The sequence below is a fragment of the Metabacillus indicus genome, assembly GCF_046603695.1.
GTDB classification, from domain to species: Bacteria; Bacillota; Bacilli; order Bacillales; family Bacillaceae; genus Bacillus_P; species Bacillus_P indicus.
Genome location: NZ_CP176757.1, coordinates 867,560 through 892,319, shown reverse-complemented (window position 1 = coordinate 892,319; position 24,760 = coordinate 867,560). Strand labels below are relative to the sequence as shown.

Below are 24,760 nucleotides of genomic sequence, written 5' to 3'. Positions count from 1 at the left end.
TCATGTATGAATCCTCAGCAAATCGTGGATATCCTCTTCGGTCAGGGTAAACGGCCTTTTTTCATCGATATCCACAATTTCATGAATAAGCTGCCGTTTCTTATCCTGCAGCTCGTTCATTTTTTCCTCAATCGTTCCGCGGGTGATGAGCTTGATAACGTTCACTTTACTAGTCTGGCCTATCCGGTGCGCACGGTCTGCTGCCTGCTCCTCTACCGCCGGATTCCACCAAGTATCGAAATGAACGACGGTATCTGCACCCGTTAAGTTTAAACCCGTGCCTCCCGCCTTCAGCGAAATGAGAAAAAGATCCCGTTCCCCTGCATTAAAGCGTCTGCACAGGTCAACCCTTTCCGGCATTGCAGTTTGACCATCGAGATAAAAGTAGGGCACACCCTGTACGGCGAGTTTTCTCCCAATCAAATCGAGCATAGAGGTAAACTGGGAAAAAATCAGCACTCTTCTTCCTGAATGCCCGGCCTCCTCCAGAATCTTGAGGAGCTGGTCAAATTTTGCCGACCCTCCGCTGTATCCATCAACGAACAGAGAAGGATGGCAGCAGATTTGCCGAAGTCTTGTGATTCCGGCCAGGATTTTCATCCGGTTTTTCTGAAGTGTGTCTTTATCCAAATGCTTTAGGGTATCCTCGCGAAGCTTTGCCAGGCAGGCTGCGTACAGCTTCTTCTGCTCCGGAAGCAGTTCGACGATTTCCATTGATTCAACTTTTTCCGGAAGCTCAGGCAGTACATCCTCCTTCATTCTGCGGAGCAGAAAAGGGCGGATTCTCCTTGCGATCTTTTTTCTTGTGAGCGTGCTGTATTCCTTTAATCCCATGAACAGCTCCGGAAAGACAACATGAAAGATCGACCACAGTTCTTCCCTCGAATTCTCAACAGGTGTGCCTGTCAGCGCGAACCGATGCGAGGCCTGAATTCTTTTCACCGCTCTTGCCGTTTGGGTGAGCGGATTTTTAAAGGCCTGGGCCTCATCATAAAAAACCGTATAAAAAAGCCGTTTTTCATACTCATGGATGTCCCTTCTAATGAGCGGATAAGATGTAATGAGAACATCTGCCGCTGCATGATCCTGAACGTGCCCCGCTCTCTCTGTCCGGCTGCCATCGATAATTATGCTTTTGATTTCCGGTGCAAAGGATTCAATTTCGTTTTTCCAGTTATACAGAAGGGAGGATGGACAAACAATCAGGACCGGCCTTTTTAGCCGGCGAATCTCAGGAAGAACCGACACAATATACGTGATGCTCTGCAAGGTTTTCCCAAGACCCATATCATCTGCCAGAATCCCTCCAAACCCATGCTTCTCAAGAGATTTCATCCACCGGTATCCTGTCTTTTGATAATCCCTCAGCACCGGTTCCAGCTCTTCTGGAACCGAAAATTCCTTCTCGTCCGGGTGGAGAAGTCCATTCAGCAGCTGCTGAACCGAATCACCGAGCGTCATTGTGCCGGAAACAGGAACCGAATCGAGAAGCTGAAGTCCTTTGATCAGAGGCATTTCAAGCTCTTGTTCCCAGTCCTCCGCCTGTACCGGTGCCGCATTTAAAAACCGGTAAATCTCCTCATATTCTCGTTTTTCAAGGGAAAGCAGCGCCCCGCTCCTCAACCGGTAATACTTCCGCTTTTCCTCGAGGGCCGAGAGCACATTGCGGATTTCCTTTTCGGAAATTCCATCCATTTCAAACTTGAATTCCAGCCAGTTCGTCCTCTCTTTATGCGCCTCCACCTTGATTCTCGGCGGGGCTGCTTCTTTAAATATCCGGCTCCGGACAGCAGTTGTTGCAAGCACTTTGGCAACCTTCTCAACCTTCGGCAGGATATGATACAGGAACTCATATTCCAGTAGTTCATTTTGAAGATAATAGCCGCTGTCCGTCCGGGCAAATGAGCTTTCCTCCATTAGTTTAAGAATCAGATCCTCCTTTTCACTATCCCGGATTATCACCTGCAGAGATCGTACCTCCTGTTCGTCCAAGGGATTAAAAACGATGTTTCCGTAATGAAATTCAAGTCCCGCAAGCAGCCGGTTTTTCACCCGGTCTAAATAGAGCTTCGCTGTAAGCGAAGTTTCCGCTAACCGCCTGGAAATCGTTTCCGATATGGCCACATCCCCTAGTTTCCGAAGCCCCGGCACCACTTTCTCCAGATACAGGCTGACCTGCTGCGGCGGGATTGGGACCGTATTTTTTCCGGATGCAAGGATGACCCGATTCAGTTCGGCCAAGCGCTCGAAATTTTCAGGTTCTAAGTGATACCACGTTCCTGCGGCGAACACCGATTCATAAGGCTTTAACAGGAGCAGCTCCTTTAGACCGTTTACTCTCAGCACATATCCTGATCCTTCTTCATACAAATCAAATTGAAGCGGCAGGATGCCTTCTGACAAATGAAGTCCCGAATAAATTTCTCCGTTGACCTCAAGCTCTATATTGGGCGCTTTTATAAGGGCCGGCAGGAGCAGATTCCATGAAATAGGAGAGAGGAGAATCTGAGGGCCTTCCTCAGTCCTCTCATTCCGTACGATCCTGACAAGCTGCTGAAAGACAGCATCCGTCTCTTTTGTGAAGCAATGAGACTCGGGATCAAACAGGAAGCCGGGCGCAAGCTGAAAGGACTGTCCGCTTTTAAGCTGTTCAAGAAAAGCCCTCGGTTTCACGATTTTTACCGGTCCAACCGTAATCTCCAGTGCAAACAAAATCCCTCCGTCTTCCCTTGATACCGGCTTAAACGTAAACACGGCAGGCTGTACGGTTCGCGTTTCAAAATAATTTTGCGCCTCCGTTTTACGGTCTTTTCGCTCCTTAAAGGCCGTCAGCAATTCCTCCGTCAGCGCATAGTCTGGGTTAAAGGGGGCCTCTCCTTCGCTCAGAACCGGAGGAACCGTCCCTTGTTTCTGATGTTCCATAATCTCAAGCAATACCGCCGCAATATGCTGGCATTCCTGATTAAAGGAGAGTAGCTTCGGACAACTGCAGACTGCCTGAAGGCCGCCGCCTGTGTCCACCTTTATCGAAACACAGAAATCTTCCGTACTTTTAACGACCGCATGACAGCGATCTTCATGATACTCACGGAACTTTACTTTATTGGAGCGGCGCAGCGAATCCCCGCTTTTCAAGGAGACGCGGCCGCAGAGGTTTTCAATCATTTTTTTGTTCAGCTTCCTATTCAAGGCAAAGGCTCCTCAAAGTTAAATTTCGATCTTGCATACTGTTCTATATCTACCATTTTAACAGAGAGGGAACAAAGGCATAAAAAAACCGCTGCATCCCGATGGATGCAGCAGCTTTTTTTTTAGGACTGTGCTGTAAACTGCTCTTCTTCTGTTGAACCTTTAAGCGCAGTTGTGGAGGATGTGCCTCCTGTGATAACCTGTGACACTTCATCAAAGTAGCCTGTTCCGACTTCACGCTGATGTCTTGTCGCTGTGTAGCCGTATTGTTCGCTAGCAAACTCAGCCTGCTGAAGCTCTGAATAGGCTGCCATTCCGTTGTCGCGGTATTTTCTGGCGAGCTCGAACATGCCGTAGTTGAGGGCATGGAATCCGGCAAGAGTAACGAACTGGAATTTATAGCCCATTTTCGCGATTTCTCTTTGGAACTTGGCAATTGTTTCTTCATCCAACTTCTTTTTCCAGTTAAAGGATGGTGAGCAGTTGTAAGCAAGAAGCTTTCCAGGGAACTTCGCATGAATGGCATCCGCAAACTTCTGAGCCTGCTCAAGGTTCGGCTCTGACGTTTCGCACCAAATAAGGTCGGCATATGGCGCATAAGCAAGTCCGCGTGCAATAGCCTGATCGATGCCGGCTGTTGTCCGGAAAAACCCTTCCGCCGTGCGCTCGCCTGTAATAAATGCCTGATCTTCAGGATCAACGTCGCTCGTAATCAAATCTGCTGCGTCAGCATCCGTCCGGGCAATAATGATTGTCGGTACACCCGATACATCTGCTGCAAGGCGGGCAGAAATCAAATTCTTCACAGCTGTTTGTGTAGGAAGAAGCACTTTTCCTCCAAGGTGACCGCATTTTTTCTCAGAAGAAAGCTGATCTTCAAAATGAACAGCGGCTGCTCCCGCTTCAATCATGCCTTTCATCAGTTCAAATACATTCAGCTGTCCGCCAAAACCTGCTTCAGCATCTGCAATGATTGGAGCGAACCAATCCACGTCTCCTTCTCCTTCCATATGCTGAATCTGATCTGCACGCTGAAGGGCCTGGTTGATTCGTTTTACAACGGCCGGAACGCTGTTTGCCGGATAAAGGCTTTGGTCAGGATACATATGGCCTGAAAGGTTTGCATCAGCGGCAACCTGCCAGCCGCTTAAATAAATCGCTTTCAATCCTGCCTTTACTTGTTGAACGGCCTGATTGCCGGTTAATGCTCCCAGTGCATGAATATAGTCTTCCGTCTGAAGCAGATTCCAGAATTTTTCTGCACCTCTGCGTGCAAGAGTATGTTCAATATCGATCGATCCGCGCAGACGAATCACTTCTTCCGCCGAATACGGTCTTTCTACTCCGTTCCATCTCGCATCCATTGCCCAGATTTCTTCCAGTTTTCGCGCTCTTTCGTTTGTCATTTCCAGTCCCTCCAATAGTCTGTACGTTTTGTTATAATACAGTTTGTATTTTATAGTATTAATATATAACAGATTGATTGAAAATGGAATCTTTTTCTTTTAATTTTTTTGATTTTTTTAAATTAATTGACTGAAAGGTTGATATAACTGGGTTTTGTACGATTCATAAAGGAGCGGAGGCAGTCTTCCGCTGTATGATAACAGAAGGAAAGCAGGAGGAAGTATCACTCTAAACGAAAAAATCCGAACCAATAACCAGTTCGGATTTTTTAAAAGTAATAATCAGTTTCTTATTATTCTTCCCTCCCGCTGCCCCATTCTTCAAGATAGTTGATTCTTTCTAAAATGGTCGGGTGGCTGTATCTGAACACTTTCACAAGAGCCGGCGGATTGACCTGGCTTAAACCTGCCCGGGTCAGTTCCTGGAATGTGCTCACGGCAGCTTCGGTATTCTCTGTCATTTCAATAGCATACAGATCTGCGTCCTTTTCCTGGTGGCGCGATATGATATTTGAAAAAGGATCCGAGGCAAAACTCAGCATTCCGAGCAGCATAAGTAATAGCGGAAGTGAGGCAAGCTGTTTTTTTCCGTCAAGCTTCAGAATGTGCCCGTAACGCCTGATGGAGAAGTTCATGAGCCTGTTGATCATATAAAGACCAAGCAAGGTGAGCACGAGATAGCCGCCTATCCCGATATAAATATGCTTCATCACATAGTGCCCCATCTCGTGGGCCATGATGAACAATATTTCATCCTCGCTCAATTTATTTAACGTTGTATCCCAGAGAACGATCCTTGAGTTGTCTCCAATTCCTGTGACATATGCGTTCAGAGCATTTGTCTTCTCAGACATGTTCACTTCAAACACATGGTCTGCAGGAATATTGGCCTCCTCTGCAATCGCGAGGATCTTCGTTTCAAGCTCTTTGTTTTTAAGCGGCGTAAACTCATTGTACAGCGGGTCGATCAGGACCGGCTGGATGAACATCAGGAACAGGCTGAACGGTACAGAGAGAATCCACGCAAACAGCCACCATTTTCTTGAAAATTTTCTGATCAGGCCGTACAATACGGCGACAATCAGCACCATAAATGCGCAGTTCACCCAGAAATCAATCAGCTGATCCTTCATCCACCCTGAAAAGGTCTGGGTCGTAATGTGATAGGACAGCGAAATTTTATAGCGCAGCCATTCAAGTGGAAAAGCACAGAGCGTTACAAGCAGAGACAGCGCGAAAACAAACACGGCCGCCTGGAGAATAAAAAACCTGGAAATACTTTCGGCCCAGCGCTGCATCTTTTTTGCAAATCCGGTAACGAGGACAACAAAAAAGATAAACCATTCAAAGGGCGCGGCTGTAAAAAACATAAAATCCCTCAGCTTAGAGTAATCCTGTGAAAGGGTAAGCTCCCTGCTGTTCATAAACGTATTCGGGTCGGCTGAACCGCCCTGGAACTGTGCCGGAAGTGTCGAGTCCGCTCCCATATAGATATACCAGTAGACAAACAGGCCGTATAAGAAATAAATCAGGACTGATACAGTAAGCCATTTGCGCATGATGTTGTCCTCCCCCGAACAAGCTCTTTGTACTAGTGTAGTGTGAAAGCGGCAGAGTTAGAACTTATTCGTCCGGATTAAAACAGGAGCCCGTACACGATAAGGGTTAAAATGGAACTCATGACGACAATAATGACATTCACACCAAAATAGGCGACTGCAAATGCAGCCGCTGCGCCAACTGCCCCGAACCAAATATCCTCCTGTATAAAAAAGACACCGGGCAAAATCAGGGCTCCGAGCGTTGCAAACGGAACATTCCGCAATACATTCTGAACAAAAGGCGGCAGATCTATACCGCTCAGCGCAACAAGAGGGATCATTCTTGGAAGATAAGTGACAATGGCCATTCCGAGAATCATCATCATTATATTACTCAGCATGCCGCTTGCCCCCCTTTGAATAAGCAAGTTCAACTAAGACAGCCGATAACAGAGTGGACAGGACAATTGACCAGCCTGTTGAAAGAGAGCCTGTCAGATAGAAAACGGAATTAAAAATGGCTGCCGCTCCCGCTAAAAACACGACCTTCCGCTGCTTTTTCATTGACGGGACGAGCAGCCCGATAAACATCGCATAAAGCGCAACCGACATACTTTCCTGCAGGGTCTCCGGAAGATTTGCGCCAATCATATGGCCGACACCGGAAAAAACAACCCAGCTTGAGTATGAAATAAAAATAAGCCCGAACATATATCCCGCAGATACCGTTCCCTCTTTAACCGAAGCTACGGAAAAGGTTTCATCTGTGATGCCGAATGAGTAAAGAGCCTTTTTCCAAAGACTGTCCTCCTCCACCTTTTCATTCAGAGAGGCTGACATTAAGAAATGCCGGATGTTCACAATGAACGTCGTAAACACAATTTCAAAAATGCCCGTGCCTGCCGCAAGCAGGCTGAGCGATATGTATTGTGCGGCACCTGCAAACACAAAAATGCTCATCATCACCGTTTCAGAAAGGGTCAGTCCTGTATCCCCCGCAAGCAGGCCGAATGTCAGCGCCACCGGCATATACCCGATCGCAATGCTGAGTCCCGCTGCCATTCCCTCTGAAAAGTGCGTCTGTTTTCTTATAAACGCTGTTTCCGCCATCCTGATTACTCCTCTCCTTATGGATAATAGATAAGCAGAAAGCATGATGAAACCGCTTCTGTCTTATTTTCATATACATGCTCCCGGTTAGCTGTGAATTTCATTGAATCGCCTTTTACAAGTTCATAGTAATCGTCTCCAATTGAAACAGCCATTTCCCCTTCACTGACAAACATGTATTCTTCCGCTCCGCTCAAATGCTGCTGCGATACATGCCGGCAGCCCGGCAAAAGCTCAAGCAGAAACACTTCAAATTTCTTCTGCTGGTCGTAAGGAAAATAAGGAAATACATGATACTTGTCGTTTACGTCCTGCAAAGCGGCCTTTTCTTCTCTGCGGACAATCGAGATTCCGGAGGTCTCTTCCTCAACAAGAGATGAAAAAGATACCCCGAGGCCGTTAGCGATTTTCCACAGCGTGTTGACGGTCGGACTTGACTGCCCTTTTTCAATTTGGGCAAGCATCCCCTTGCTCACTCCTGTGACGCCCGAAAGCTGATCAAGACTGTACTGCCGCATTTTCCTGATGCTTTTTAAGTTGTAGCCAATCTGCTCCTGCAAGGATTTCATATCTAATTCCTTTCAATATGTTTTTTATAGTATACATTTGTATAATATTTTGAACAATAGGAAATATTCAGACATAATAACAAAAGCGGAAGCGCCTTGGTCAGATCCGATAGGCAGATAAGAATCCGGCGGAAAAGTCCGGTTTTGACTTTTTTGACGGATTTGTTCTGACAGAGGATCTAGGCGCTTCCGCTTGCCGATGATAACTTTGTTATGTTATCCACAGCCCTATTATTCTTTATTATTTGATAAACAAGAAAAAAGCAGCCTCAGGCTGCTTTTTTCTCACTTTCCTTTAAAAACGGGTTTTCTTTTTTCGCTGAACGCGGCTAATGCCTCGAGGCGGTCTTCCGTCGGAATCGTGACTTCATATGCTTTGCGTTCAATATGAAGGCCGGTCTGAAGATCTGCATTCATTCCCTGTTTAACGGCAAACTTTGCCTGCTGCAGGGCAATTGGTGCATTTTTAAGAATTTCCTCAGCAAGCTCCTTAGCCGCTTCGAGCGCATTCGGAGCCGTTTTCAAGGCAAGTCCATAGGCTGCTGCCTGCTCGGAAGTCATTTTCCTCGCAGTTAAAATCAGCTCCAGCGCCTTTGCCTCCCCAATGATTCTCGGGAGACGCTGCGTTCCGCCTGCGCCCGGAATAATTCCGAGTCCAGTCTCTGTAAGGCCGACTGACGTTCCATCAGCTATGATTCGGAAATCACATGACAGAGCAAGCTCCATGCCGCCCCCGAATGCATAGCCATTGATGGCTGCAATAGTCGGCTGAGGCAAGGCATCGATTTTTGTGAAAACTTCTCCTATTTTAAAAAGGTTACGTTTCACCTGCTGATCAGTCAGCGTTTTTCGTTCCTTCAAATCAGCTCCGGCACAAAAGGCTTTATCTCCTGACCCTGTAAAAATAACGGCCCTTACTTCCTCGTTTGTCCGGATATCTTCTACTGCCTCCTCAAGCTGAAGAAGCGTTTCGTAGTTGAAACAGTTGAACACTTCCGGTCTGTTCAGCGTAACGACCGCAAGATTTTTTTCCACAGAGTATAGAATATTTGTCAAAACAGACTTCCCCCCGGCTATTTTTGAAGTACCTGATCCTTAAGTGCTCTGCGCAGGATTTTTCCAGTCGTATTCTTTGGAAGCTCCTCCAGAAATTCGATGGAGCCAGGGACTTTATACTTCGCCAGATGCTCGCGGCAGTGCGCTTTCAGCCCTTCTTCTGTCAGTAATTTGTCTTTTACAACTACAAAGCATTTCACAGCTTCTCCCTGATTCGGGTCAGGCACGCCGACAACCGCAGCTTCCACTACACCCGGGTGGCTGTAGAGAACTTCCTCCACTTCGCGCGGATAAACATTGTACCCGCCGACAATCACCATATCTTTCTTGCGGTCGACAATTGTGAAATAGCCTTCCTCATCCATCGTCGCAAGATCCCCTGTGTAAAGCCAGCCATTGCGAATCGTATGGGCTGTTTCCTCAGGCATGTTATAGTAGCCTTTCATGACATTCGGGCCCTTGACGATCAGTTCCCCTACCTGTCCTGGAGGCACTTCCTCACCAAGCTCATTCACCACTTTGTTTTCAACGTTTAAAATGTTTGTCCCAATAGATCCGGCCTTTCTCGGACGGTCCAGCGGATTAAAGCAGGTAACAGGAGAAGCTTCCGATAAGCCATACCCTTCCGACACAACGACATTAAATTTCTGTTCAAATCCTTTTAATAGAGCAACCGGCATCGAAGCTCCGCCGGAAATGCACAATCTGAGGGTCCGAAGATCCTCTTTGTCTCCGCCTTCATGCTGAAGAAGGAAATTATACATCGTCGGCACTCCTGCAAAAACAGTTGCTTCATACGTTTTAACAAGCTTAAAGATTTCAGCAGGGCTAAAGCGCGGAACGATCAGCAGTGTCGCACCGCTGATCAGCGGCGCGTTAAGCGAAACCGTCAGACAGAATACGTGGAACATTGGAAGTGTCGCCACGACTTTGTCCCCGTCGTTCATTTTCAAGTAAGAACCTACATCACGTGCATTGCTGTACAGGTTTTTATGCGTCAGCATAGCACCTTTCGGCTTTCCTGTCGTGCCTGATGTATAGAGAATGACAGCCGTGTCATCGTCTTCAAGCGTAACTTCAGCCGGGTTTGCGCCAGCTTGGGCTACAATACTTGTAAACGATTTCAATTTTGGGCTGATTGACAGCGAAGACGCATCTAACCCGCTCTTTGCTTCTGACGGCGGTGTTTCACATGAGATAATATGCTCGACCTGAGGCAGAACCCCATTCATTTTTTCAAAAAGCGGAAGCAGCACATCAAGTGTGACAATTGTCTTTACATCACCATTGTTCAATATGTACCCGATTTCATCCGGTGTGTAAATTGGATTGATTGGTATAACCGTAGCCCCCGCACGCATTGCCCCATAAAGAGAAATCACGAAATACGGAGAATTGCCAAGCACAAGCGCAAGATGATCCCCCTTTTTGACCCCAAGCTGCTGCAGACTGTCAGCGAATTTGCTGATCAGCACATCAAGTTCCCCGTACGACGTTTCTTTCCCTTCAAAAATAAACGCCGGCTTGCCTCCGTACTTCTGTGCAGACAGAGACAGCTGTGATAGTAAATTCATTCTCCCACCCCTTGCGAAAATGAATGAACAGCCATTCATTTTCTAAAAATTTAAAACTATAAATCTATTATATTTTATGACGGAAAAATTCTCAACAAACGGCTTGGCGGATATGGGAGAAATTTGCTGAATTGTGAACGCGGGAGATTCTATGACGGATTGTGACCTTCGCACAGAGTTGATCATGCTGAAGGGTCATTTCCACGCGCCTTTGTGACCTTCGTACAGATTTGATCATGCTGAAGGGTCATTTCCACACGGCTTTGTGACATTCGCACAGAGTGGATCTCGATGAAGGGTCATTTCCACGCGGCTTTGTGACCTTCGCACGGAGTGGATCTCGATGAAGGGTCATTTCCAAGCGCCTTTGTGACCTTCGCACAGATTTGATTATGCTGAAGGGTCATTTCCACACGGCTTTGTGACATTCGCACAGAGTGGATCTCGATGAAGGGTCATTTCCACGCGGCTTTGTGACATTCGCACAGAGTGGATCTCGATGAAGGGTTATTTCCATTCCAGGACAACCAAGGCCGTGCCGAGGAGATAATCTGAGCAGCATATTTCCCATCAATCAATAAAAAAGCGCCCTAAAAAAGGACGCCCTTCACGCTCAATAAATAAGCTCAATAAATTGTTCTTTTTCAATATTGCCGAAATAATGTTTGATATCTGTGTCCCTCAAAGCCGTTTCTATGGAAGAACGGTCATATTGCAGGCCGGTGAGAAGGTTTTCGATTTCTTCAACATCACCCACTCCGAAAAAGTCTCCGAAGATTTTGCAGTTTTCGATTTTGCCTTTCTTCACTTCCAGACGGATGTCAATCTGTCCGATCGGAAAGCGGTGGGAATGCTGGAGGTTAAAGGATGGCGATTTGCCGTAATTCCAGTTCCAGTTCTGATAGCGTTCCTCAGAAAGAGCATGGATGTTTTCCCAATCCGCTTCCGTTAAAACGTATTGCGGAATTTCGCCGTCTGTATCAAAAATATAGCGCAGAATCAGTTCTCTGAATTCCTCAATCGTGATCTTCTCTTCAAGAAATTCACTGATGTTTGCCACACGGCTGCGAATGGATTTAATTCCTTTTGATTCGATCTTGTCCTTTTTCACTTTCAGCGCGGACACGACGTTTTCCATTTCCGAATCAAACAGCAGCGTTCCATGGCTGAACATTCTGCCCTTTGTAGAAAACTGGGCATTTCCTGAAATCTTTCTGCCTTCAGCAAGGATATCATTGCGGCCGCTCAGCTCTGCATCTACACCAAGACGCTTCAATGCCCGTGTCACAGGCTCAGTGAATTTTTTGAAGTTGTGGAAGCTGTCTCCGTCATCTTTTGTAATAAAGCTGAAGTTCAGGTTTCCAAGATCATGATAAACCGCACCCCCGCCTGAAAGCCTCCGCACAACATGAAGACCCTGCTCTTCCACATACTTTGTGTTGATTTCTTCAATAGTATTTTGATTTTTTCCGATGATAATGGAAGGTTCGTTAATGTAAAAAAGCAAATAAGATTGCTCAGGATCAAGATTTTTCAGGCAATACTCTTCTATGGCCAGATTGATTCTCGGATCCGTTATTCCTTTATTATCAATAAACAGCATGTACTTTTCCTCCTAATTGCCCTTTGTCCATTGCAGGCCGGATGCTGCAAGACGGACAGGACCTTTGTAAATCGTTTCGGCCTCACTTACGAGATTTGACACTTCTCCGAAATGAGGAAGGTGAGTCAGGATCAGTTCCTTTACAGAAGCATGCTCAGCAAGTTTGCCGGCATCAAGACTGTTCATATGCCCGGCCGACGAGCCGTCCATATCTCCGTAAAAATTGCATTCGCACAGCAGAAGATCCGCATCTTTTGAAAATGGCACAAACTCTTCTCTGTAGCTTGAGTCAGCCGTGTAAACTACTTCTGATGAACCATCCGAAATCCGCATCGCATAGCAGTCTACCGGATGCTTTGTTTTCATAAAACGGATGTGAAAAGGCCCAATCTGGATGGATTCTTCCGGATTATATGCTTTCCCTGCCGTTACTTCTTTGTATGTAAGCCCTGCAAATGCTTCTGCATCAGCTGAATGGCCGTATATAGGCAGCGTCCTGCTGCTTTTATTCATAAAGGATCCAACAAGTCTGGCAAATTGCAGCGGCCCTACATCAGCAATATGATCATGGTGATAATGAGACAGAATTACCGCATCGATTTCTTCCGGTTTTGCATAATTCTGCAGCTGGGATAAAACCGCGCTTCCGCAATCAACTAAGAGCCGGAAACCATCTGATTCAAACAGGTATCCGGAAGAAGCTTCATTAACAGCAGGAAATCCTCCCCAAAAACCAACAACCGTTATTTTCATGTGAATCCTCCCTCGCTCATTCCTATCTTACAATATACCCATTTTCCGCTGATAAGCGCAAGCTGAGGCCACTATAAACATGCAGACAGCAGCCCATTTTTTGAAAAGAAGCACATTGTTACAAAACAGATGTTGACATACCTCTATCTGTTATAATACAATGTCTGTAATAACAACTTGGAGGGGATACCAATGTTAGTTAAAATGACTGAATTTTTCAAAAACCTGCCGGCGAAAAAATGTCTTGAGTGCGGGGAACAGATTGAAGAGCAGCACGAGTGCTACGGCAATACTTGCGATAAGTGCATGAACGTCGGCAGCCTGTAACCATACCGATCCTATACCTATATTTTTGAGAAAGGATACATTGTCCTTTCTTTTTTTGCGGACTTTTACAGCACTTTCTCGATTTTCATTAATTACGTTTGTGTTCTTAAACTCCGTTTACAACACTTTTGCTATTTTTGGGGGCTACGATTGTGCGCTTAACCTTCGTTTACAGCACTTTCCCTCTTCTTCCTAACCACGTTAGTGTTCTTAACCACCTTTAACAGCAAAATTCTCCTTTTTCTATATCCGCGTTTATGCGCTTAACCACCGCTTGCAGCACTTTCCCTCTTCTTCCTAACCACGTTAGTGTTCTTAACCGCCTTTAACAACACTTTCTCCTTTTCCATAACCGCGTTTGTGCGCTTAACCGCCGCTTACAGCACTTTCTCTATAATCCACGACCATAAAATGCTGCAAAACAAACGTGAACATACAAACCCCTATAAATAGAAAAAAAAGACACTGATTTCTCAGTGTCTCCATCGTCAAACTTCCCGATCCCAATGACGGTGCTCGGCTGCTGCACTGATAAATGCATCAGAGAATACCGCCGGATCTTGTGATTGTTCTGCTACAATAACGCCGGGACCATTAGCTATTCCCGCTGCTTCAAGTACTTCTGCAGCTTCATAGGCAGCTCCAATTGGCTTAAAATGACTGAATCCTTCTTTTAGAAATGCTGCGGCGTCTTTTTTGCCGAGCAGGAGCTCTTTACTCTTCTGCCCGCCCGCTACATAAAATGAGTCGAACAGAATGGAATCACTTGTGAGGAAGGTATGATCAACCTCAAGCTCTTCGCCGCCCTCACTTTTCAGCGGACTCAGCGTATGGCTGATGACTTCAGGCATCATTCCTGTTTCTTTCATCTTACTAATAAAAGCGTTCAGGGAAGCCGAATCGTAGCCGTCTTCAGCAAGCACTGCCACTTTGCGCGTATCGGGAACTTTGACCGTTTTTTCCTGGCTAAGTGCCGGAGACTCAAGAGTGACGTCTGATTCCGTTTGCTCATTCGGCACCGAAGCGCCAATCCCCTCAGCCACTTCACCGGCAAGTGTGCTGTCAATGCAGCTGATCATATGAACGACCTGCTGCTGAACGCTCTTGCTTTTTACTTTGCCGAGCTCAAAGCGGAAGGCAGAAATCATATGCTGCTTTTCAACTTCTGTCATGCTGTTCCAGAACAGCTTAGCCTGCGAGAAATGATCTTTAAAGCTCTCGCTGCGCTGGCGGATCTTCCGTCCATCCACTTTTTCCTGATAGTGGACATATCCGCCTTGCTCCCGCGTTGCAGGACGCGGAGCGTTTTGGGCAAGCGAGTTCTGATGGTAGGCCGTCTGACCGCGGTTTATGGTCATGCGGTGCATGCCGTCCCGCTGGTTGTTATGAAATGGACAGACAGGACGGTTGACCGGAATCTCATGGAAGTTCGGACCTCCAAGTCTTGTTATCTGTGTATCTGTATAGGAAAAGAGGCGCCCCTGCAGCAGAGGATCATTTGTAAAATCAATGCCCGGCACGACATGTCCTGGATGGAACGCAACCTGCTCCGATTCGGCAAACACATTATCCTGATTGCGGTCGAGCGTCATTTTACCGATGATTTTAACGGGTACGATTTCCTCCGGCCATAGTTTCGTTGCATCAAGGAGATCAAAGTCGAATTTGAACTCGTCCTCTTCCTCAATCATCTGAACTCCAAGCTCGTATTCCGGATAGTCACCGTTCTCGATGGATTCGTAAAGATCTCTCCTGTGAAAATCAGGATCTTTTCCGGCAAGCTTCTGGGCTTCGTCCCATACAAGCGAATGGACGCCAAGCTTCGGTTTCCAGTGGAATTTTACGAAGCGCGCTTTTCCTTCTTCATTGACAAACCTAAAAGTATGTACGCCAAACCCCTCCATCATCCGGTAGCTGCGGGGAATCGCCCGGTCAGACATCGCCCACATCATCATGTGTGCAGATTCCTGATTGTTGGCAATAAAGTCCCAGAACGTGTCATGCGCAGATGAGGCCTGGGGCATTTCATTATGAGGCTCCGGCTTAACTGCATGGACAAGATCCGGAAATTTAATCGCATCCTGAATGAAGAAAACGGGGATATTGTTCCCGACCAGATCATAGTTTCCTTCTTCCGTATAAAACTTCACGGCAAATCCCCTGACATCCCTTACTGTATCTGCAGACCCCTTAGAGCCCGCCACCGTTGAAAACCGCACGAATACAGGTGTTTTAACAGAAGGGTCCTGCAGAAACCCTGCCATCGTAAATTCCTTCATCGGCTCGTAAACTTGAAAATACCCATGTGCTCCGTAGCCCATTGCATGGACAGCGCGCTCCGGAATCCGCTCGTGGTCGAAATGGGTCATCTTTTCCCGGAAATGAAAGTCCTCCATCAGTGTGGGCCCGCGATCGCCAGCTTTTAGAGAATGCTCATCATCTGAAACCTTAAGCCCCTGATTGGTGGTCATGTTCCCGTCTTTATCATCAACCCGGTATGCTTCCAGCTGCTCATCCTTGCTGTTTTTACTCTGCTTGTCCAAATTTCTCATCCCTTCCGTACAGTAATAGTCACCCTTTTGAATTACCACTATTTTCTTTCCAGTAAACATTCATGGCGTATGTACATAAAAAGGCACCAGCCAATGGCTGGTGCCTTACTCTATTAAACGTTTGCGAGCTTTTTGCCGCCCGTTGAATCTCTTATAATCAGTTTAAGCGGAAACTGATAGACTTCCCTGGCAGCGTATGATTTTCTGTTTATTTTTTCAATCATGATGTCCATGGCTTTTTGGGCCATTTCGCAGACAGGCTGCTGAACGGTTGTAATCATAGGATCGAGCAGTTCTGTGATGGCCTGGTTATCAAATCCCACAACTGCAAGGTCAGATGGAATGCTCCAGCCGTTTTTCTTCGCTTCAGAGATGACTCCTGCAGCCACTTCATCCGCTCCGGTAAACAGAGCGGACGGGCGATTCTTCAAAGCAGCCAGCTCATGAAAAACACGTTTTCCGTCTTCGATATTGAAGGCATTCCGGAATGCGGCGTTTTCATCGAACGTTAATCCCGCTTCCATCAGTGCCTGCCTGAAGCCTCTTTCACGTTCTTTGGCAACGTTGCTTCTGTGCCCGCCGCAGCAATAACCGATATGGGTGTGTCCCTGTTCAATCAGGTGCTTGGTTGCTATGTATCCGCCAAATGTCTGATCGAGCCTGATCATCGGCACAGATGCATCCTCTTCGAACTCATTGCAAAGAACAATCGGACCGTAATCGGTGAATGGCTCGATTTTGCTCCAGTCGTTCTCCAGGGATGCCAGTATCACACCATCCACCTGCTTTGTTTTAAGAAGGTTTAAATAGGTGAGCTCTTTTGATTTGGAATATTGAGTCTGGCACACGATCAGCTGATAGTTCCTGGCTGACGACGCCATTTCAAGTGATTCGATAAATTGGCTGAAAAAGGGATTCAGCACTCGCGGTATAAAAACGGCAATAATTTCAGTTTTTTGATTTCGAAGACTTCTTGCAGATGAATTCGGAACATAACCAAGCTCATCCATTGCTTCTAAGACAACCTTTTTCTTCGAATCGGAAACGTACGGATGATTGTTGATGACCCGGGAAACAGTGGTCCTTGAAAGTCCTGCAAGTCTGGCCACATCCTCGATTGTAGACACGTTCACTCCTCCTCATCTTGCGAACGATCAGCGTACACACGGTGAAATCGTTCTCATTTTTCTATTATATGTTAAAATGTAAGGGCTTTCAATAATAGTTTTATAGATTTTTCCATTGCAAAAAAACACCCGAAGCTTTTCGCTTCGGGTGTTTAAGATTATGCTGCAGCTTTCTCTGTAAGGCTGTTCTTGTTTTTTCTGATGGCCATGAAGAAGTAGGCAATCGTTCCGGCAATCATCGCTGCAATGAAGATGCCGAGGATACCTGCCTGCTGCCACATAAAGCTGTAATCACCTGATGAGATGACCGCTTTAAAACCTGAAACCGTATAGGTCATTGGCAGCCATGCATTAAAGATCTGCAATGGCTCTGGAATCAATTCAAGAGGGAATGTTCCGGCGCTTGTAGTAAGCTGAAGAATCAGGATAATAATAGCCACAAATCTTCCCGGATCTCCGAGTGATGTTACAAAGAATTGAACCAGTGTAAGGAATGCTATGCTTGTGATGATGCTGAATAAAATAAACAATGGAACACTTTGTACTTCAATATCAAGTCCATAGAGTAAAACCGCATCGGCAAGCAAGGCCTGGATAACTCCGACTGCTGCCAGAACACCAAACTTGCTCATGAACCAGCCAATTGCGCTCTTAGGCGTTCCTGCTGCCTGTCTTAACGGGAATACGATGGAAAGCAGCAGGGCCCCAACGAATAGTCCGAGTGACAGGAAGTATGGCGCAAAACCTGTTCCGTAGTTTGGAACGGCGTTGATTTTTTCATCTTTTACTTTTACCGGCTCTGAAATCATGTCATAGGTTTCATCTGAGCCGCCGGCATCTTTTGTTTCCTCTGCTGCGTCACCAAGTTTTGATGACAGCTCGCCTGTCCCTTCAGACAATTTACCAACGCCTTCGTCCACTTTTCCGGCACCGTCAGCAAGCTTGTTTGTGCCGTCCTGAAGCGCACCTGATCCTTCAGCAAGCTTTGAAATTCCGGAGCCGAGTTCACTATTGCCGGCAGCAAGTTCAGCGGAGCCGGCTTTAGCTTTCGCGAATTCCTGATTAAAAGTCTTTTGTCCTTCTGTTAATTGTTTTTGACCATTCAATAGATCGCCTGAGCCCGCATACAGTTTTTCCTGTCCGGCCACAAGCTGATTGATGCCTTCTTCTGCTTTCTTTTGGCCTGCTGCAAGTTCAGAAGAACCGCTTGAAAGCTTGGAAGCACCTTCCTGAAGCTTTCCGGCTCCTGCTGAAAGCTCTGCACTTTTATCTGCAATAGTAGCTGCTCCCTTTTGTGCATCGGCAGCGCCCGCAGAAAGCTGGCCAAGACTTGACTCCAGCTGTTTGCTTCCTTCAGAAAGCTGGCTGACGCCTTTTGCTGCTTCAATCAGTTTTTGTTTCTCGGCTTCCGGAAGAGGAAGCTTCTCAATTTGCGGCAGCATGACTGCCAGCTGGTCATTCAGCTGTGTCAGACCTGCAGAGAGTTCTCCGGCTCCTTTATAGGCAGCCTGATTACCGGCAGAAAGCTTATCCAGCCCTGTAGATAATTCACCTGCTCCGGCAGCTAATGCCGTGCTTCCGTCAGAAAGGCGGTTAAGGCCTCCGGATAATTCACCCGCTCCGGCACTGATTCCTTCTGCCCCGGCAGTAAGTTTCGGAACATTGCTCTGAAGCTCTTTCATTCCGGACAGAGACGTTCCAAGACCTTCGTTCAACTGGGCAGCTCCTTTTTCAGCGCTCATTGATCCGCTGTAAAGCTTCCCGCTCCCGTCCTGAAGCTGTCCCAGACCGCTGTCTAGCTTTTGGGCTCCGTCTGCCAGTTTCTTTGCTCCGGCAGAAGCGTCATTCAATCCGTCCTTAAACGTAATCGATTTTCCTGCAAGCAGCTCAAGCTTTTCTTTCAGTTCAGCTGAACCGCCTTTCAGGTCGATGACACCCTCATCAATCTTGCCTGCTCCCTCACTTGCATCGCCAAGTCCGTCTGCAAGTTTGTCAATGTTTTCAAAGATGCTTTCCGCATAGGTTTTCGTAATCGTATTTGAGACTTCTTCTTTAATTTGAGCAACGGCTGTTCCGCCAATTTGCCCCGACAAAAAGTTAAACCCTTCATTCGGAACATATTTCAGCTCAAGTGACTGAGGATCCTCGTCCATCAGTGTTGTCGCATTTTCCGAAAAATTCTCGGGTATTTCAATCATCATATAGTACTGCTCGTTTTCAAGGCCTCTTACAGCCTCATCCTTTGAAACAAATTCCCACTTGAACTTTGGATTTGCTTTCAAATTATCAACAAGCTCAGATCCAATCTGAAGGTCTGTTCCCTCATAATCAGCTCCAGTATCTTCGTTGACTACGGCAACAGGAAGCTGATCAAGCTGCTCATACGGATCCCAGAACGCCCAAAGGAACATCCCTGCATACATGAGCGGGATAAATAAAACAGCAAGGACCGGAATCAGCACTTTTTTGTTGGAAACTAACGCTTTCCACTCTTTAGCCATTAAACTCATTGCATTTCCTCCTAATTTAATACATATTGACTAATTTGTTCAATTGGTCACTTTTTCCCAAAAAGATAGGACCATCTATGTTGATAATCCTTTGAGTAAGTATAATTCAAATAAATGTGCAATTTCTTCTTTCTCAAGCGGTTCATGGTGCTTTTCCCAGTCAAAAATGAGAGAAATATATAGTTTCAGCATCACGAATGCTGTTACTTCAGGATTGCACTCCCGGAGTTCTCCTTTATTTACAGCTGCTTCTATTTTGGCAGCGATAAACTGCAGGATCATTTTTTCAAGCCTCTGAACGACTTCCTGAACGGCAGGTGTGCCGACATCAGTGCTTTCCTGAAAAATTTTAATCGTGAATTGATGCTTTTTTCGAAATTCAAGCAGATTGTACAGGGCACGATGAACATTTTCAAAGAATGGAAGATCTTCATCCATTGCCTCTTCTGCAGCAACCCGCATTTCCGTCAGCAAAGATGAGACAATCTCATCAAACAGCTCTTCCTTGTTTTTAAAGAAGGTATAGATCGTTCCTTTTCCCACATTTGCGAGCTTTGCAACAGAATCCATTGTCGTTGCCTTGTAGCCATAGTGGGTAAATGATCTTGTTGCTGCTTCTAAAATAAGCTGTTTGCGGTCCACGCTCAACCCTCTCACCTCCTAAAAATGACCGAATGACATTTTTGGTCATTTAGTACAAAAAGAAATATATCATACATTTTTTAAAGAAGCAACTGCTGTTACAGAGAAATTTGCGGCAATATATTTGTGCTCATTTCGTTTACAATCATACCCGTTTCCTTCCGCTTCAGTCTCTTGCTTTCCGCGGGGAGGGCCGAAGCTTTCTCCTCTTTTTTTAATGGCAGGCTGTTTTTATGCTGAATCTAAATCTCAAATCGTACCCGTTCCCTTGCGCTCCAGTCACTTGCTTTCCGCAGGGAGTGCCGGAAGCTTCCTCGCTGCGCTTGCGGGGTCTCCAGCGCCCTCTTCATGCCCCAGAAAAGCGGAAGCGCCCGTTTTGCTCCGGCAGTCAGATAAGAAATCCCCCGAAAAGTCCGGGTTTGACTTTTTGGGGGATTTTGTTCTGACAGAGGAGTTGGGCGCTGCAGCTGGACATGGAGTCAAGTGCCCTCCGCTGCAGTCCACTGGAGTTTTGTGCTTTGCTATATCTCTGAGCGCCTCGCTTTTTGCAATATAATTTGGATGAAAGAAGCTTTGTTCTCCGTATAAGCAATTCTGTCAAACCGGTATTTTTCTGCCAGGTACACTTTCAGTTCATGATATTTTCTTGCATCATCAGGATTTCCCCTTAAGTAATTTCTAAACAAAAGCTGATTATTCCAGTGCTCTCCTTCAAATTCATAAAAGTGCAAGTGGTGTGTACCTGCTCTCCGCCGGCCTTTTCTAAAAAAACGTCGTTCTGGAAACTCTTTATGGTAAACAAATTCATACTCTAATTGTTTTAAAGGTTTGATAAATTCACTAACTGTCTCCAGATTATTTACTCCAGCAGCAATATCTATGACAGGTTTGGCTCCAAGGCCCTCAACGGCTGTACTTCCTATATGTTCAATAGATTGAACCCTGTTCCTTAGCATATCGTTAAGCTTTTTCTTTTCTTGTTCGAATTGTCTCGACCAATTCATGCTGTATTCTTCTATAATAATTTCTTTATCCACGTTTTTCTCCTTGATTGAGCTGATCCAGTAATAGTGCACATAAAAAAACAACCCTTTTTAAAGAGTTGCCTTTTTCAAAAAATCCAATGCGTGCGAGACGGCTGATTTTCCCTGGTCGATGCAGTCGGGGATGCCGACTCCTGCATAGGAGGCACCGGCCAGGAACATGCCAGGATAGTTGTTCATGATTTTTTCTTTTACTTTATGGACTTCTTCCTGATGGCCCACGTTGTACTGGGGCATGGCCTGTTTCCATCTTGAAACGACGGTGAATTCAGGTTTTTGATCCAATTTCATGATTTTATTCAAATCTTCCAGGACAGCTGAGATGATTTCGTGGTCCGGCTGTTCAACGATCGCCTGGTCCCCTGCTTTTCCTACGTATGCACGGATAAGGGCTTTTCCCTTCGGAACGGTATGCGGCCACTTGCGGTGGGTCCAGGTGCAGGCTGTGATCGTATAATCGCCGTTTCTGGAAATGACAAATCCCGTACCGTTTCCTTCAATCGAAACAGCATCCTCGGGGAAAGCCATGGCTACCGTTGCAACAGAAGTAGAAGGCATTTCCTGCATGTACTGAAAGTTTTCCTTGTCCGGAAGCATGCCTGCAGTGTGCTGATGAGGCGTGGTCACAATTAAAGCGTCAGCTTCCATCCTCTCGCCGCTGCTTAGCTTTAAGGAATACTGAGCACCTGATTTTTCAATGGCCTCAACTTTGATTCCTTTTAGTATCCGCGTATCTGTCAGCTTACTTTCGGCAGCGTCGACCAAGCTTTGAAGTCCGCCTTTGACGGTCTGGAAAATGCCTTTCTTTCTGGAAGGCTCATGCTTTTGGTTTGATGCAGGAAGCCCTTTTTTCATTCCCAGTATGAGGCTTCTGTGATCCTGCTCTACTTTATGGAATTGCGGGAAGGTCGACAGGAGGCTCAGCTTGTCTATATCTCCGGCATAAATCCCTGAAAGCAGCGGTTCAATCAGATTCTCAACCACTTCATTTCCAAGGCGCCTTCTGAAAAAGTGACCCAATGACTGGTCGCCCTGCTCTCTGCCGGCAGGCATGATAAAGTCGCCTGCAGCCCGTGCTTTTCCAAGAACGGAAAAAAGGCCTGTTGTGACAAACGGCATAATTTGTGTGGGAATGCCCATAACAGCACCGGCCGGAATCGGATGAAGCCGGTCTCCTACAAGTACGTATGATCTCCCCGTTGCGTTATTGACAAGCTCTGAACCCAGTCCTACGTCTTTTACAAACTGAGGTCCGCTTGTTTTTCGCTCAAGAAAAGAATCCGGTCCGCGCTCAATAATAAAGCCGTCCTTATGAACCGTCTGAATTTTCCCGCCAAGCCGGGGACTTGATTCAATAAGAACCGTCTCAGCCTGCAGGTTTTGTTCGCGTATCTCTTTTTGCATGTAAAATGCCGCGGATAATCCTGTGATTCCCCCGCCAATGATGACAACTTTTTTCTTTTTGCCAGTCATTGTTTATCGCCTTCTTTTTTGTTTACTTTTGTGCATCACATATTTGAGCGGAGCTTCACTTGCTGAAACTCCGCTTCATTTCTACTTTTTCATGCCGAGTTCTTTAAGAACGACGGTTGAAAGACAGTCAATAAACTCTTTCTTCGCATTCGGCATTTCAGGTCGGTAATAATTTGCACCCAGTTCATCTGTAATAATTTTGCATTCATAGTCGTTGTCATACAGAACCTCAAGGTGATCTGCTACAAATCCAACAGGAATGTATACGAATGTCCGGTACCCTTTCTGTTCAAAAAGGTCTCTTGTCAGATCCTGAACATCAGGTCCAAGCCATGGCTCAGGCGTATTGCCTGCACTCTGCCATCCAGTCTCATAATTCGTGATGCCGGCTGCTTTTGCAATTAGGTCTGCCGTCTCCTGCAGCTGTTCAGTGTATGGATCGCCTGCAGCGATAATCTTTTCAGGAAGGCTGTGGGCAGATACAATCAGAACAGCCTTTTCGCGTTCGTCTTCTGTCATCTGCGCATAGGTTTCTTTTACTTTTTTCGCCCAGTAATCAATAAACTTAGGCTCTTGGTACCAGCTTTCAACAGACGTAATAGCCGGTCCTCCGAGATTTTCGGCTTCCTGCTTTGCCCGTCCATTGTAGGACTTGACGCTGAATGTTGAGAAGTGTGGCGCAAGAACAATGCTGACAGCTTCTTCAATGCCGTCTTCTTTCATTTGTTTCACCGCGTCTTCAACGAATGGTTCGATGTGCTTCAGTCCAAGGTACATTTTGAATTCAACTTCGTCCTGAACGGCATTTAAAAGCTCTTCCAGTGATTTGGCCTGATCAAGCGTGATTTTAGCAAGCGGCGAAATGCCGCCGATTGCCTCGTAGCGGTCTTTTAAATCCTGCAGCATCTCAGGAGCAGGCGTGCGGCCGTGTCTGATATGTGTGTAATAGCGTTCAATGTCTTCTTCTTTATATGGCGTTCCGTATGCCATTACAAGAAGACCCATTGTTTTCTTTGTCATTTTCATACACCTCTTTTGGATTCGTTCTGATTCTTATTTTGCCATTCCTGAGGTCAGGTTTCCAAATTAGATGCTCCGCGCACTCTTGGCATTTTTTGTATAGTCATGAATGAAAGCTGTCAGTCTTTTTAAAACGTCCGGATTAACAGACGGGAAAACACCGTGTCCGAGGTTGAAAATATAACCGTCCTGCTTCATTCCCTGGTCAAGAATATGCTTGGCGCGCTCTTCAATGACGTTCCATGGTGCAAGAAGAATAGCCGGATCAAGGTTCCCCATCAGCGTTTTCGTCAGACCCATTTCTCTTGCCTGATCGACCTGAAGTCTCCAGTCCAGTCCGACAACGTCAAGCGGAAGGTCATGCCAGTCGCGTGCAAGATGGCTTGCCCCTACTCCGAACATGATCATTGGCACATTTTCTTCCTTCATTGCGGAAAAAATGCGCTCCATCACAGGTTTTATATAATAGCGGTAGTCTGCTTCATTTAACGCTCCTACCCACGAATCGAAAATTTGAAACGCTTTTGCCCCGGCCTTAATTTGAGCCTTTAAGTAGACAATCGTCATTTCTGCAAGCTTGTCCATTAAAGCAAACCATGCCTTTGGCTCTGCATACATAAATGCTTTTGTTTTATTGTAGCTTTTTGACGGTCCGCCCTCGATCATGTAGCTTGCCATCGTGAAGGGAGCTCCCGCAAATCCGATCAGCGGCACGTTCAGCTGCTCCTGCGTCAGAAGCTTGATCGTATCAAGCACGTATGGAATATCGCTTTCAGGATCAATTTCTCCAAGCTTTTCAACATCTGCGAAAGAGCGGATCGGATTGTCAATGACCGGTCCGATGCCGGACTTGATTTCAACATCTACCCCTATTGATGGAAGCGGTGTCATGATATCCTTATATAAAATCGCTGCATCTACGCCGTACTGCTCCACCGGCAATCTGGTCACATAGGCACACAGCTCAGGCTGATGCGTGATTTCAAACAGACTGTATTTCTCTTTAATCGCACGGTATTCAGGCTGCGAACGACCTGCCTGTCTCATATACCATACCGGAACGTGATCTGTTTTTTCCCCTCTGCACGCCTTAAGGAATGTATCATTAAACTGCAAATCCGTCATAAATCCTCAAATCCACCTTTCTATGTAAGCTGTTCCCCAAATAGAAACAGCGCTGCGCAGGCAAACCGCGCCTTCCCTATGTTTTTGCTTCTTACACTATAACTGTTTCACACCTTGTTGTATAGATTTCACAATTAAAT

The 24,760-nt window shown here is 46.2% G+C and carries 19 protein-coding genes; 1 reads left to right on the top strand and 18 read right to left on the bottom strand.

All coding sequences use genetic code 11. The annotated features are described in order from the left end of the window. The 10 genes from ACK1LH_RS04530 to ACK1LH_RS04485 all read right to left on the bottom strand — a co-directional run bounded on the left by ACK1LH_RS04530 (position 1) and on the right by ACK1LH_RS04485 (position 12,801). Positions 1–3,189, bottom strand: coding sequence for an SNF2 helicase associated domain-containing protein (locus tag ACK1LH_RS04530; protein ID WP_411334605.1), 3,189 nt, complete (start codon positions 3,187–3,189; stop codon positions 1–3). A gap of 122 nt (positions 3,190–3,311) precedes the next feature. Continuing rightward, positions 3,312–4,595, bottom strand: coding sequence for an isocitrate lyase (gene aceA / locus ACK1LH_RS04525; RefSeq protein ID WP_411334604.1), 1,284 nt, complete (start codon positions 4,593–4,595; stop codon positions 3,312–3,314). A gap of 293 nt (positions 4,596–4,888) precedes the next feature. Further along, complete coding sequence (locus tag ACK1LH_RS04520; RefSeq protein WP_411334603.1) at positions 4,889–6,154, bottom strand: M48 family metallopeptidase; 1,266 nt, start codon at positions 6,152–6,154, stop codon at positions 4,889–4,891. Between the two features lie 77 nt (positions 6,155–6,231). Then, a complete protein-coding gene (locus tag ACK1LH_RS04515) occupies positions 6,232–6,537 on the bottom strand; it encodes an AzlD domain-containing protein (RefSeq protein ID WP_029283740.1) in 306 nt (101 codons plus the stop codon). Then, positions 6,527–7,246 carry an AzlC family ABC transporter permease gene (locus tag ACK1LH_RS04510; RefSeq protein ID WP_029567323.1) on the bottom strand — a complete coding sequence of 240 codons (720 nt, stop codon included), beginning with the start codon at positions 7,244–7,246 and terminating at the stop codon, positions 6,527–6,529. The genes ACK1LH_RS04515 and ACK1LH_RS04510 overlap by 11 nt, the downstream gene beginning before the upstream one ends. 17 nt (positions 7,247–7,263) lie before the next feature. Beyond that, positions 7,264–7,815, bottom strand: coding sequence for a helix-turn-helix domain-containing protein (locus ACK1LH_RS04505; RefSeq protein WP_029283736.1), 552 nt, complete (start codon positions 7,813–7,815; stop codon positions 7,264–7,266). A gap of 285 nt (positions 7,816–8,100) precedes the next feature. Next, the gene (locus ACK1LH_RS04500; RefSeq protein WP_029283735.1) at positions 8,101–8,871 is read right to left on the bottom strand and encodes an enoyl-CoA hydratase-related protein; all 771 of its coding nucleotides are present in this window, start codon (positions 8,869–8,871) and stop codon (positions 8,101–8,103) included. A gap of 17 nt (positions 8,872–8,888) precedes the next feature. Next, positions 8,889–10,445 carry a fatty acid--CoA ligase family protein gene (locus ACK1LH_RS04495; RefSeq protein WP_029567321.1) on the bottom strand — a complete coding sequence of 519 codons (1,557 nt, stop codon included), beginning with the start codon at positions 10,443–10,445 and terminating at the stop codon, positions 8,889–8,891. Between the two features lie 613 nt (positions 10,446–11,058). After that, positions 11,059–12,048 carry a lipoate--protein ligase gene (locus tag ACK1LH_RS04490; protein WP_029283731.1) on the bottom strand — a complete coding sequence of 330 codons (990 nt, stop codon included), beginning with the start codon at positions 12,046–12,048 and terminating at the stop codon, positions 11,059–11,061. 12 nt (positions 12,049–12,060) lie between these two features. Next, entirely contained in the window at positions 12,061–12,801 is a 741-nt protein-coding gene (locus ACK1LH_RS04485) for an MBL fold metallo-hydrolase (RefSeq protein WP_029283729.1), read from the bottom strand. Positions 12,802–12,993: 192 nt separating this feature from the next. Here ACK1LH_RS04485 and yhfH point away from each other — a divergent pair, with 192 nt between their 5' ends. After that, positions 12,994–13,128 (top strand): protein YhfH, encoded by a 135-nt coding sequence (gene yhfH / locus ACK1LH_RS04480; protein ID WP_081414265.1) that lies wholly within the window; start codon positions 12,994–12,996, stop codon positions 13,126–13,128. Positions 13,129–13,616: 488 nt separating this feature from the next. Here the strand turns inward: yhfH and ACK1LH_RS04475 are convergent, their stop codons facing one another. From ACK1LH_RS04475 to hemE, 8 genes are all read right to left on the bottom strand, one after another. Further along, a complete protein-coding gene (locus ACK1LH_RS04475; RefSeq protein WP_411335065.1) occupies positions 13,617–15,680 on the bottom strand; it encodes a catalase in 2,064 nt (687 codons plus the stop codon). A 113-nt stretch (positions 15,681–15,793) separates the two neighbouring features. Beyond that, on the bottom strand, positions 15,794–16,807 hold the full coding sequence (locus ACK1LH_RS04470; protein WP_411334602.1) for a LacI family DNA-binding transcriptional regulator: 1,014 nt from the start codon (positions 16,805–16,807) through the stop codon (positions 15,794–15,796). A gap of 158 nt (positions 16,808–16,965) precedes the next feature. After that, positions 16,966–19,317, bottom strand: a complete 2,352-nt coding sequence (locus tag ACK1LH_RS04465; protein ID WP_411334601.1) for a YhgE/Pip family protein — start codon at positions 19,315–19,317, stop codon at positions 16,966–16,968. Positions 19,318–19,392: 75 nt separating this feature from the next. Beyond that, positions 19,393–19,965 (bottom strand): TetR/AcrR family transcriptional regulator, encoded by a 573-nt coding sequence (locus ACK1LH_RS04460; RefSeq protein ID WP_029283721.1) that lies wholly within the window; start codon positions 19,963–19,965, stop codon positions 19,393–19,395. A gap of 515 nt (positions 19,966–20,480) precedes the next feature. After that, positions 20,481–20,996 (bottom strand): GrpB family protein, encoded by a 516-nt coding sequence (locus tag ACK1LH_RS04455; protein WP_411334600.1) that lies wholly within the window; start codon positions 20,994–20,996, stop codon positions 20,481–20,483. A gap of 57 nt (positions 20,997–21,053) precedes the next feature. Beyond that, the gene (gene hemY, locus ACK1LH_RS04450) at positions 21,054–22,475 is read right to left on the bottom strand and encodes a protoporphyrinogen oxidase (RefSeq protein ID WP_411334599.1); all 1,422 of its coding nucleotides are present in this window, start codon (positions 22,473–22,475) and stop codon (positions 21,054–21,056) included. 81 nt (positions 22,476–22,556) lie between these two features. After that, positions 22,557–23,495 (bottom strand): ferrochelatase, encoded by a 939-nt coding sequence (gene hemH / locus ACK1LH_RS04445; RefSeq protein WP_411334598.1) that lies wholly within the window; start codon positions 23,493–23,495, stop codon positions 22,557–22,559. Positions 23,496–23,561: 66 nt separating this feature from the next. Next, the gene (gene hemE, locus ACK1LH_RS04440; protein ID WP_203289687.1) at positions 23,562–24,620 is read right to left on the bottom strand and encodes a uroporphyrinogen decarboxylase; all 1,059 of its coding nucleotides are present in this window, start codon (positions 24,618–24,620) and stop codon (positions 23,562–23,564) included. Positions 24,621–24,760 lie beyond the last annotated feature (140 nt).

Excerpts from the sequence above, each read along its gene's own strand:
- aceA (WP_411334604.1), bottom strand. The coding sequence starts at position 4,595 with ATGACAAACGAAAGAGCGCGAAAACTGGAAGAAATCTGGGCAATGGAT.
- ACK1LH_RS04520 (WP_411334603.1), bottom strand. The coding sequence starts at position 6,154 with ATGCGCAAATGGCTTACTGTATCAGTCCTGATTTATTTCTTATACGGC.
- ACK1LH_RS04515 (WP_029283740.1), bottom strand. The coding sequence starts at position 6,537 with ATGCTGAGTAATATAATGATGATGATTCTCGGAATGGCCATTGTCACT.
- ACK1LH_RS04510 (WP_029567323.1), bottom strand. The coding sequence starts at position 7,246 with ATGGCGGAAACAGCGTTTATAAGAAAACAGACGCACTTTTCAGAGGGA.
- ACK1LH_RS04505 (WP_029283736.1), bottom strand. The coding sequence starts at position 7,815 with ATGAAATCCTTGCAGGAGCAGATTGGCTACAACTTAAAAAGCATCAGG.
- ACK1LH_RS04495 (WP_029567321.1), bottom strand. The coding sequence starts at position 10,445 with ATGAATTTACTATCACAGCTGTCTCTGTCTGCACAGAAGTACGGAGGC.
- ACK1LH_RS04490 (WP_029283731.1), bottom strand. The coding sequence starts at position 12,048 with ATGCTGTTTATTGATAATAAAGGAATAACGGATCCGAGAATCAATCTG.
- ACK1LH_RS04485 (WP_029283729.1), bottom strand. The coding sequence starts at position 12,801 with ATGAAAATAACGGTTGTTGGTTTTTGGGGAGGATTTCCTGCTGTTAAT.
- yhfH (WP_081414265.1), top strand. The coding sequence starts at position 12,994 with ATGTTAGTTAAAATGACTGAATTTTTCAAAAACCTGCCGGCGAAAAAA.
- ACK1LH_RS04475 (WP_411335065.1), bottom strand. The coding sequence starts at position 15,680 with ATGAGAAATTTGGACAAGCAGAGTAAAAACAGCAAGGATGAGCAGCTG.
- ACK1LH_RS04465 (WP_411334601.1), bottom strand. The coding sequence starts at position 19,317 with ATGAGTTTAATGGCTAAAGAGTGGAAAGCGTTAGTTTCCAACAAAAAA.
- hemY (WP_411334599.1), bottom strand. The coding sequence starts at position 22,475 with ATGACTGGCAAAAAGAAAAAAGTTGTCATCATTGGCGGGGGAATCACA.
- hemH (WP_411334598.1), bottom strand. The coding sequence starts at position 23,495 with ATGACAAAGAAAACAATGGGTCTTCTTGTAATGGCATACGGAACGCCA.
- hemE (WP_203289687.1), bottom strand. The coding sequence starts at position 24,620 with ATGACGGATTTGCAGTTTAATGATACATTCCTTAAGGCGTGCAGAGGG.